Origin of the sequence: Mycobacterium paraffinicum (assembly GCF_001907675.1) — a bacterium.
Lineage (GTDB): Bacteria > Actinomycetota > Actinomycetes > Mycobacteriales > Mycobacteriaceae > Mycobacterium > Mycobacterium paraffinicum_A.
The window spans coordinates 1-10,353 of record NZ_MPNT01000064.1 but is presented as its reverse complement, the minus strand read 5'-3'; the positions used below and the strand labels follow the sequence as shown (position 1 = coordinate 10,353).

The window sequence follows — 10,353 nt, the reverse complement described above, 5'->3', positions numbered from 1 at the left end:
ACCATCTGCCTGGCCCGACGCCGCACCAACGTCCTCTACGCACTCATCCGCGACAACCGCACCTGGCAACCCGACTCACCCCCGATCACTCAGTCGGCGGCTTGACATCGTCATTGAGAGTCCTTTCCCGCGAGCGGCAAGTGGTCGGAGCAGTCACCGTTCGCGGCTGCTCTGGCAATTGCGGCAATGATGTCGCCGAGACCTTGCGTGATTCTTGTGGGGTTCTTGTGCGCGGCGCCGCGAGGTCGGGAAAGTTCGAGCGCCCCATGCGCACGGCGGGACGCGCGAATTTTCCCCCCATCGCCCCAGGTCATTCCGCGATATCGTGTCACGACCAGTGCAAGGCGCACCGGCCTGACTCGCAAGGACAGAGACCGTCGATGGCCGACGTTGATGCAGAGGCGATCCAGCAGGATCTGATCGCCGGGGTCGCCGCGGAGCTCGACTTCGAGGGTGTCGAGGAGATCGGGCGCGGGGGATTCGGGGTGGTCTACCGCTGCGCCCAGCCCGAACTGGACCGCATGGTGGCGGTCAAGGTGCTGACCAACGACCTCGACCCCGAGAACCTCGACCGATTCCTGCGCGAACAGCGGGCGATGGGCCGGCTCTCGGGACACCCGCACATCGTCACGGTTCTGCAGGTCGGCACCACCCGCGGCGGCCGGCCGTTCATCGTGATGCCGTACCACGCCAAGGGGTCGCTGTGGGGTCGGGTCAGCGGGCAGGGGCCCCTCGGCTGGCGTGAGACGCTCGGCATCGGCGTGAAGCTCGCCGGCGCGCTGGAAGCCGCGCATCGCGCCGGCATCCTGCACCGCGACGTCAAGCCGGGAAACGTGCTGCTGACCGACTACGGCGAGCCGCAGCTGACCGACTTCGGCCTGGCGCGGATCGCCGGTGGGTTTGAGACCCGCGCCGGGGTGGTCATCGGCTCACCGGCCTTCATCGCGTCCGAGCTGCTCGAAGGTGCCACTCCCACAACCGGATCCGACGTCTACTCGTTGGGCGCGACGCTGTTCTGCGCGCTGACCGGCCACCCGCCCATGGGGCGGTCGATCCCGGAAATGCTGGGCGAGCGCGGGGTGCCCGACGATGTCATCGCCGTCATCGAAACCGCGATGACCCGCGACCCCTCGCGCAGGCCGGCCGTCGCCGCCGAATACGGCGAGCAGCTGCGCGAGGTCCAGCGTCGTCACCGGCTTCCCGTCGACGACATGGCCGTGCCGGTGGACTGGACGGCGGAGCGGTCGGGGGCATCGGACCGGCGCGACGCCGCACCCACGCCGCCGGCGCCGGTGACGAAATACCGCCCCCCGGTCATCGTCCAGAAGCTGGTCCCGCGCGACCGGTTGATGGCGCTGCTCCGCGCGGCCGGGCGCCGGCGGCTGATCCTCGTCTACGCGCCCTCCGGCTACGGCAAGACGACCCTGGTGGCCCAGTGGCGCGCCGAGCTGACGGACTCCGGCGTGGCAGTGGCCTGGCTGACCGTCGACGGCGACGACAACAACGTCGTGTGGTTTCTCGCGCATCTGCTCGCGGCGATCCGGCGGGTGCGCCCCGCGCTGGCGGCCCCGCTGGAAGGAATGCTCGAACAGCGCGGGGACGAGGCGATCCGCTACGTGCTGGCCTCGCTGATCGACCAGATCGAGGAGAACGGCGACCCGTTCACGCTCGTGATCGACGACTGGCATCGGGTGTCGGACACTCAAACACTCGACGCCCTGCGCTTCCTGATCGAGCATGGCGGCGACCACCTGCAGATCATCGTGACCAGCTGGTCGCGCGCGGGATTGCCGTTGAGCAGGTTGCGAATTCGTGACGAGCTCGTCGAAGTCGACTGCGAGAAGCTGCGTTTCGACGCCGACGAGGCGCAGTCATTGTTGAACGACGTGGCCGGGCTGCAGCTGGGGGGCGCCGACGTCGCGGCCCTGACCGCCTCGACGGACGGGTGGGCCGCGGCGCTGCAGTTGGCGACGCTGTCGCTGCGCGGCGGCACGGATGCCGGCGACCTGGTGAGCCAGCTGACGGGGGAGGACGAGGCGGTCGGCGAGTTCCTCGCCGAGAACGTCCTCGACACCCTGGAGCGCGAACTCGTCGAGTTCATGATGGCCACCTCGATCACCGAACGCATCTGCGGCGAGCTCGCCTCGGTGCTGGCCGAGGTCGGCGGTGCGCAAGCCATTCTCGAGGATATCGAGCGACGCGGTCTGTTCCTGCGACGCATCGACCATGCGCCGCAATGGTTTCGCTACCACCAGATGTTCGCCGGATTTCTCCGCCGCCGACTCGAGCGCGACGATGCCGGCCGCCTCGGCGAGCTGCACCACACGGCGTCGGAGTGGTTCGCCGAACACGGCCACATCAACGAGGCCGTCGACCATGCGCTCGCAGCGGGCGAGACCGCGCACGCGGTCGATCTCGTCGAGCAGTTGGAAACCAGGGCGTTGATCAACCAGTCGCGCATGACGACCTTCCTCGGCATCGTCGAGAAGCTGCCCCCGCAGCTGGTGGTCTCCCGGCCGCTGCTGCAACTCGCGACGGCGTGGGCGAACATCCTGCTGCACCGCAGCGAGGCCACCGAGACCGCGCTGGAACGTTTCGCCGCCGCCCTGTCCAAAGCGGACCTGCCCGCGGAGAGGCGCGCAGACCTGGCGCTGGAAGCCAGCGTGGTGCGGGCGGTGGCCGAGATCTATGCCGACCGGATCGACGGCCTCGAGGATCTGCTGAGCGACGTCATCTCCAAGGCCGACCAGTTGCGTCCCGTGTTGCCACAGGCGGCCGCCACGGCATTGGCGTTCGCGGCGATCTACCGCTTCGACCTGCCCGCCGCCCAGCGGCTGTTGAAGTGGGCGGAGCCCTACAACGAGCAGGTGGGTGCGGTCGGCGCGGTCTACGCCCGTAGTTGGGCCGGCATCGCAGCCCGACAGCAGCTCGACATCCCGCTCGCCATGCGCCTGTTCCGGGAGGCGTTCGACATCGGCACCGCGGCCGGGCCGCACTCGTATGCGGCGCGGATCGCCGGCGCGGTGCTGGGCGAATTGCTCTACGAGACAGGGGAATTGGCGGCGGCGGCGGAGTTGCTCGAGGAAAGCTACCACCTGGGCCCCGAAGGTGGTGGGGTCGACTACCTCATGGCGCGCTACGGGGTCGGCGCCAGAATCAAGGCCGTGCAGGGGGATCGCGAGGCCGCGGCCGAGCGCCTCGATGACGGTGCGGCCGTGGCCGAGAGACTGCGATTGCCACGCCTGGCCGCCGCCCTCAACCACGAGCGCATCAGGTTGGGTCTGCCGATCGACCCCACCGAGTCGGAGCGGTTGCGGGCCGTGGGCAGCATCCCCCGAGACGGTAACGGCATCGCCACCATCACCGCCGAGCTCGACGCGGCCTCCGGCATCCGCCTGCTGTCCCGCAGCCACTCCCGCGATGATCGAGCACTGGCCTGCCGGCACGCCGCCGACCTGCTGGCCGGAATCGATGCGACCGCGCGGCCGTTGGCGGCCCTGCAGGCGCGCCTGCTGCTGGTCGAAACACTCACCGCCGCCGGACGTACCGCCGACGACGACCTCGCGCTGGTGCGTGCCCAGTGCGCCCAACACGGATTGCCGCGGCTGCTCATCGACGCCGGCCTCGGCTGACCGGTAGACAACAAGCGAAAGGGCAAAGATGGCAGCCAACCAAGAAGGCATCGGCATCCTCAAACTCGAGTGTCCGCAAGGCCATCCGGTGGGCCGGATCCTCAAGGACGCCCCCCATCAGGCGGTTCAATACGATCCCGGCGCGATGGTTGGCCCCCGCCGGTTCTGGCCCGACGAAGACGACCAGCCGCAGTTCAACGCGCAGTGCAGGCACTGCGACAGACCGGTCGGTGAAGCCACGGCCACACTGCAGGGGAAACTGACCGAGGTGATCGCCGACGCGTCGGTGACGATTGGGACGGCCGCGCTGGCGTATCGGTAGGCCTCCGCACCCTGGCCATCTGGTCAGACGCCCAGCCGGCCAGAGAGGCGGTTGAGTCGCTCGAGGCTGGCCCCGTCCAAGCCGATCATGCGCACCGTCTTGCCGCGGGCACGGTACTTGTTTCGGATGGCGTCGAGGGTGGCGACCGCCGATGCGTCCCAAACGTCGGTACCGGACATGTCGATCAGGACGTCGTCTGGGTCATTGACGTAGTCGAATTGGTGGACGAGATCGTTGCTGGAGGCGAAGAACAGTTCCCCTCTTACGCGATAGGTGCGGATGCCATGAGTCTGTGATGGGTGGTCGGCTTCGACGATCGTCAGGTGCGCGACTCGACGTGCGAATGCGACCATGGCGGTGACGACCCCCAGGGTCACTCCTACGGCTAGGTTGCCGGTGACCACTGTGGCCAGCACGGTGACGATCATCACGAGCGTTTCGCTGAGCGGCAACACTTTCAGCGTGCGGGGCGCCACACTGTGCCAGTCGAAAGTGGTGGCGGACACCACGACCATCACGGCGGCGAGCGCGGCCATGGGTATCCGACCGACCAGGTCACCAAGAGACATGATGAGCAGCAACACGAATGCCCCGGTGCACAGGGTCGACAGCCGTGTTCGTCCGCCGGCGATCTTGACGTTCATCATGGTCTGGCCCACCACCGCGCAGCCGCCCATGCCGCCGAAGATTCCGGTGAGGATGTTGGCCACTCCCTGCCCGCAAGCTTCACGGGTCTTGTTCGACGGCGTTTCGGTGAGGTCGTCGACGAGCTTGGCTGTCATCAACGATTCCAGCAGTCCCACCAACGCCACGCCCAGGGCGTACGGAACAATGATCTGCAGTGACGTCCAGGTCAATGGCACGTGCGGAATCGTCGGTGATGGCAGCGAATGTGGCAGCTGGCCTTGGGATCCCACGTCGGGTACGTGCCAGCCGAACGCCGCGACCGCCGCCGTCAGGGCCAGCACCGCCACCAGGGGTGGCGGGACCGCGGCGGTCAGTCTGGGCAGCAACACCATGATCGCGATGCCGACCGCGGCGAGTGGGTAGACCACCCACGGGACACCCACCAAGTGCCGGAGCTGGGACAGGAACACCAGAATCGCCAGGGCGTTGACGAACCCGATCATCACGCTGCGGGGGATGAACCGCATGAGTTTCGCGATGCCGGCCAGCCCCAGCAGTATCTGGAAGGCGCCGGCCACGACGATTGTCGCGACCAGGTAATTGATTCCGTGTTCGCGGCCGACCGGCGCGACGACGAGGGCCACCGCGGCGGTGGCCGCCGAGATCATCGCCGGTCGGCCTCCCGCAACCGCCACGGTGAGCGCCATAGTCACCGATGAAAACAGGCCGACGCGTGGATCGACACCGGCGATGACCGAAAAGGCGATGGCCTCGGGAATCAGCGCGAGCGCCACGACCAGTCCCGCAAGCACCTCGGTGCGCAACCGGGGGAGGCTGCGCAACGCGCCGAAGACGGCGTCGCCGTCGGCAATCACGGCGTATCGACGTGCGGCAGAAGTCTCAGGTCTCATGTGGTTCCGTTCTAGAGGTGCCCGGCTGTCGAGCAGCCGCGAAGCGTCTGGCGATCATCAACAGCGGAAGCGCAATTCGAGCGCGTGGAGGAGCCGGCGGATCTCTTTCATGCGTGCCTGCAACTGCCGCAGTTGCTCGGAAGTGCATGGTTGCGGGCGCAGTTGCGGCCCGAGACCGGCGGCGGCTCCGAGTTCGGCGTGCTCTGCGCGCAGCAGGTCGGCGAACAGCCGCGCCTGGGCGACGTCCGCGTGGTGCGTCGGAGACGCTGCCCGTGTCGCGTCGACTAGTCGATCCTCGGGGAGGACGGCCAGCTCTTCGCGACCGGACGAGTGGAACGGGCGATGGCGTATGCCCGGCGCAGTTCCACTGAGCTCTCCTGCTGCTTTCAGATCGGTCTCAGTCATCACTCTTGCTGACCTTCCGGTGAAGTGGACGGTGGTCGGGGCGTTACCTCACAGGCCACCGTCGTTGAACGCGCCCTACGCCGTCACAGCCGAGTCGTGGCCAAGAAACGCGAGGATGTCGTGGCGGCGGCGCTGATAGGCATCGGTGAATTGGGCTTGCGGGGAACGGGGTCCGTCGATCGTGATGACATCGGCTACCGTCGCGGGCCGGTGGCTCAACAGCACGATCCGGTCGGCGAGCAGCAGCGCCTCGTCGACGTCGTGGGTGACGAACAGAATGGTCATTTTCTGCCGCTCCCACACCGTCATCAGTAGCCGTTGCATGTCCAGTCGGGTCTGGGCATCCAGGGCGCCAAAGGGTTCGTCCATCAGCATCACCTTCGGCTCACAGGCGAGGGTGCGAGCCAACTGCACCCGCTGCCGCATGCCGCCGGACAGGTGGCTGGGCAGATGACTGCCGTAGGACCCCAGACCCACCTGCTCGAGCCGGTCTTGCGCCGCGGCCTTCAAATCCCTGCCGCGGATGCCCCGCAACCGCATCGGATACATGACGTTTTTCAGTGCCGTACGCCATGGGAACAATGCGTCCTCTTGGAACACCATGGCGCACTGGGCCGCATTGCCCGCCACCGGTGCACCGTCGACCGTGGCGTGCCCGCTCAGCGGAATGAGGAGCCCCGCCAGCGCTCGCAGAATCGTGGACTTGCCGCACCCCGACGGGCCGAGGAAGACGACGACCTCGCCAGGATCGATGTCAAGGGTGATGTCCGCGGCGACAACCCCGTTGAAGCCCAATTTCAACCGGTCGAGGTGAACGGCGCCGGCGCTCATCGGCTTGCCCTCGGCAGCCAGTGGTTGATGCGGCGGCCGACGCGCTCCACCGCCCAGGCTGTGATCAGACCCAGCGCGCCGATCGAGATCATGCCGACGACCACTCCCGGGTAATCGAGCAGACCGTAGGACTGCCAGGTGTAGTAGCCGATGCCGAACTGCCCGGAAATCATCTCCGCGCTGACCACACAGATCCAGGCCACGCCCATGGCGACGGAAAGGCCGGCGAAGATGCCGGGCAGCGCTCCGGGAAGGATCACGTGCAGCAGCAGCGAAATCCGGCCAGCCCCCATCGTTTTGGCGGCTTCTTCCCACACTTTGGGCAGCGACTCGGTGGCGTGGATGGTGCTGACGACGACGGGAAAGAACGCGGCGAAGAAGGTGATGAACACGATGCCTTGTTCGCTGGAGGGAAACAGCAGGATGGTCAGCGGCACCAGGGCGATCGCCGGGATTGGCCGCACGATCTCGATGAAGGGCCGCAACGTCATCCGTGCCGTCGGTGAGCGGCCGACCAGAATGCCCAGGGCGATGCCGACTGCGGCGGCGAGGCCGAACCCGAGCAAGATCCGCTGCAGACTGGCCAGCAAGTCGTCGTAGTAGCCGCCGGAGCTGATTCGGGCACCGAGACTTTCGACAACACGCATGGGGGCGGGCATCCGGTTGAACCGTAGCCAGGCGACGACGTTGTGCGCGGTGAGCAGCTGCCACAGCCCGACGAACGCGACGATCGGGATCAGCGGCAGCACCACGGCCGCGGTGCGGCGCTGGACGGCCGTCGGAATGCGGATCGTGATCCGTCGGCCCGGCCTGAGCGCCGGCGCCGAGACCGGCGCGACCGGTGCGGGCTCGACGGCCTCCGGGCGAGACAGTGTGCTTGTCACGGGAGCTCCTTACTTCTCGGTTTCAGTTGTCGGCTATTGCGGCGACCGGGACTGCGCCACGGCTGCCGAGTAAGCGAGTGGTGCGGCCGTCGGATGACTCGCCCGGTAGGCGTCGGCGCCGGCACCGGTGGCGAAGGGTTTGTACCGCTGAGTCAATGGCGCGTCCGGGTCTGCAAGCCACACAGCATGATTGGCGAACAACCGGGTGCCAGTCAGGGTGTCCGGGACGTACGCGGTCCGCACTGCGGCGGTGGCGGCCACTCGGCGTAGCAGGCAGGTCGGTGTCGCGGCCACGGCAGTGCCGTCGGCCCCCTGGGCCCACAACTCCGACGCCTGCGCAGGATCGGTGACGGGCAGTCGGCACAGGTCGTCGTATCCGCTCAGCACGCTCGGGTTGGTCACGTCGGCGCGCCTGCGGTCATAGTCGTCGCCGAAAAGCTGTCGCAGGTACCCGTCGTCGACAAACGACGCGACGTCGAAGTCTTTGCTCACCGAGCCTCGGGCGACCAGGAACTTCTGAATCGCGGCGGCGGCCTTGACGAACCGGTCTTTCAACGTCATATCGAACGACACCAGCCCGTTGGGGCCGTTATAGAGGTAGACGACCTCGGGTTCGATGCCGGTCAACTGGCTCACTCGGAGCGCGGCCGCCAGCGGATGGGTGACGATGTAGTCGGTGGTCGTCCTCATCGCCCGCAGGAATGCGTTGGTCACGTCGCGGTTGGCATCGGCGAACTGTCTGCGGACGACGACGCCGTGGAAGGTCGGCACATTGTTGTCACCGCCGTCGTAGAGCAGCCTGCCCTGGTTGCGGAAGATCACCAATTGTGGCCACGGCACGAACTGCGCCAACGCGTCGACCTGCCCCCCGTCGATGGCCGACGCTCCGATCGACGGATCCTGGTTGACCGTGTGCACGGAATGGGGGTCGATACCGTTGCGCTGCAAGGCAGTTGAGATCATGCCGTCGCCTGCCGACCCGAGGCTGGTGGACAGCCGCTTACCGACGAGATCGGCCAGGGTGCGCGCTGCGGAACCGTTGGGAACCACGACCTGGTTCAGCGAGCCGCGCAGACTGTAGCCGGTGACAGCGATCAATTTGGTCTGAGCATCGTCGTACTTCTTCGTCTTCGATCCGTTGGTGAGCAATGGGTAATCGCCCATCGACCCGATGTCGACGTGGGTGGCGATCATCTGCGCGGTCAGCGGTGCGCCGGAGGAAAAGTCCTGCCACACCACTCGGTACTTGCGGCCCGTCGACTTGCCGAGCTGGTCGAGCTCGCTTTCGAACGCGCCGCGGTCACGCATCAAGGTTCCGGCGTTGACGGTGTTGATGGTCTTGGACTGGTATCCGACGTTGATCACGAGGGCGGTCTCGGTCAACACGCCACATCCGCTCAGCGCCTGCAACATGGGCACGATCATTGACGCGGCGGCCGCCGCCCGAACACGCCGCCAGCGCGGCCCCCGAGCGCCCCGAGGGGTGCGCCGGCCTGGTCGGGCGGTTGGAATCACGTCGTACACGCAGTCCAGCGTCGGCGCTCTCTATTACCGCTCGATCACTGGACGTTGCGCAACCGTTACGCCATCTGGTTCTTCAGAGCGCAGGTGGTCACGGTGCTGCGGCACCGGGCGCCGACAGAAGTTCGCCGGGGCAGAACGACGCCCGCCGAGCGTCGGCTCCGCGCGCAAATGAAGTCTGAGTTACGCCACCTGGGTTCTCCTGGCACACCGGCGCAACAGGCGAAAGACTGGGTGATTGTGAAAACCTCAGGCGCTGCGGCAAAACCGGGAACCGGGCAATCTCCGACGGCATCAAGAGCGCCCGGTGCCGAACCAGACTATCGATTCACGCTGGCAAACGAGCGGACGTTCCTGGCATGGCAGCGGACAGCGTTGGGGTTGCTTGCCGCGGCGGTCGGCGTGGTGCAGTTCATGCCGGAACTGGCCGTACCGGGGGTGCGGCACCTCCTCGGCGGTGCGGTGGGCGCGACGGCGATGCTGACTTCGGTTGCGGGCCTGCAACGTTGGAGGCACGTCGATCGTGCGATTCGCGTCGATCAACCGCTGCCCCGACCGGCCACTCCGGTCTATCTGGCGATGGCACTGATCGCCATCGGCCTGGCCACGGTGGGCTTGGTGCTGGTGGGAACGGGAGCCGGCCGGTGACGTCCGCGCAGGCCTGGCCGGCCGACCGCGGGCTGCAGCCGGAGCGCACGGCCCTGGCCTGGACGAGAACATCTCTGTCGGTCATCGGATCCGGTGTGTTGGTTCTACTCAAGGACCGCAACCTCACCGGTCCGAGCGGTCTCGCGGCGCGCGTGGCGATCGCGGGGGCGGCGGTTGCCCTCGCGTTGGCCGTCTACGCCGTAGGGGCGCGGCGTCGCCGCGCGCTGGCGGTCCGTCCGCTGCCTGAGCGGGTGCACGCACGACGCGCCGTGTTACTCGTCGGCACCTCGGTCGTCTCACTGACCCTGGCCGTCGTCGCCTATCTGCTGCTGGGCGCCTGATTACCGCGGTTGCTCAGATATCAAGGAAGCGAACGTCTTTGGCGTTGCGGGTGATGAAGCTGCGGCGGGCGTCGACGTCTTCACCCATCAGGATCGAGAACAACTCGTCGGCCGCGGCGGCGTCGTCCAGGGTGACCTGGCGCAGCACCCGCACCGACGGGTCCATCGTGGTCTCCCACAACTCTTTCGCGTCCATTTCACCCAGACCCTTGTAACGCTGGATGCCGTCCT

9 protein-coding genes and 1 pseudogene are annotated in these 10,353 nt (G+C 67.2%); 4 read left to right on the top strand and 6 right to left on the bottom strand.

Annotated elements, in window-relative coordinates; all coding sequences use genetic code 11:
* Window positions 1–380: 380 nt before the first annotated feature.
* Window positions 381–3,632, top strand: coding sequence for a serine/threonine-protein kinase (locus BRW65_RS30530; protein WP_073881169.1), 3,252 nt, complete (start codon window positions 381–383; stop codon window positions 3,630–3,632).
* A 28-nt stretch (window positions 3,633–3,660) separates the two neighbouring features.
* On the top strand, window positions 3,661–3,954 hold the full coding sequence (locus BRW65_RS30525; protein WP_073881167.1) for a hypothetical protein: 294 nt from the start codon (window positions 3,661–3,663) through the stop codon (window positions 3,952–3,954).
* A gap of 23 nt (window positions 3,955–3,977) precedes the next feature.
* Here BRW65_RS30525 and BRW65_RS30520 read toward each other — a convergent pair whose 3' ends face one another.
* The 5 genes from BRW65_RS30520 to BRW65_RS30500 all read right to left on the bottom strand — a co-directional run bounded on the left by BRW65_RS30520 (window position 3,978) and on the right by BRW65_RS30500 (window position 9,025).
* Window positions 3,978–5,492 (bottom strand): SulP family inorganic anion transporter, encoded by a 1,515-nt coding sequence (locus BRW65_RS30520; protein ID WP_084188119.1) that lies wholly within the window; start codon window positions 5,490–5,492, stop codon window positions 3,978–3,980.
* Window positions 5,493–5,549: 57 nt separating this feature from the next.
* Window positions 5,550–5,897, bottom strand: a complete 348-nt coding sequence (locus tag BRW65_RS31590; protein ID WP_139273337.1) for a hypothetical protein — start codon at window positions 5,895–5,897, stop codon at window positions 5,550–5,552.
* Between the two features lie 75 nt (window positions 5,898–5,972).
* Entirely contained in the window at window positions 5,973–6,728 is a 756-nt protein-coding gene (locus BRW65_RS30510; RefSeq protein WP_073881161.1) for an ABC transporter ATP-binding protein, read from the bottom strand.
* Complete coding sequence (locus tag BRW65_RS30505; protein ID WP_244168284.1) at window positions 6,725–7,525, bottom strand: ABC transporter permease; 801 nt, start codon at window positions 7,523–7,525, stop codon at window positions 6,725–6,727. Before BRW65_RS30505 ends, BRW65_RS30510 begins: the two co-directional genes overlap by 4 nt.
* A gap of 120 nt (window positions 7,526–7,645) precedes the next feature.
* The gene (locus BRW65_RS30500) at window positions 7,646–9,025 is read right to left on the bottom strand and encodes an ABC transporter substrate-binding protein (RefSeq protein WP_244168283.1); all 1,380 of its coding nucleotides are present in this window, start codon (window positions 9,023–9,025) and stop codon (window positions 7,646–7,648) included.
* A gap of 441 nt (window positions 9,026–9,466) precedes the next feature.
* Between BRW65_RS30500 and BRW65_RS30495 the strand changes: the two genes are divergently transcribed.
* Window positions 9,467–9,781, top strand: a complete 315-nt coding sequence (locus tag BRW65_RS30495; protein WP_073881171.1) for a YidH family protein — start codon at window positions 9,467–9,469, stop codon at window positions 9,779–9,781.
* Window positions 9,778–10,122, top strand: coding sequence for a DUF202 domain-containing protein (locus BRW65_RS30490; RefSeq protein WP_073881157.1), 345 nt, complete (start codon window positions 9,778–9,780; stop codon window positions 10,120–10,122). The genes BRW65_RS30495 and BRW65_RS30490 overlap by 4 nt, the downstream gene beginning before the upstream one ends.
* Window positions 10,123–10,135: 13 nt before the next feature.
* Here the strand turns inward: BRW65_RS30490 and BRW65_RS30485 are convergent.
* Window positions 10,136–10,353 (bottom strand): annotated as a pseudogene (locus tag BRW65_RS30485) (DNA topoisomerase IV subunit B); the annotation flags it as partial.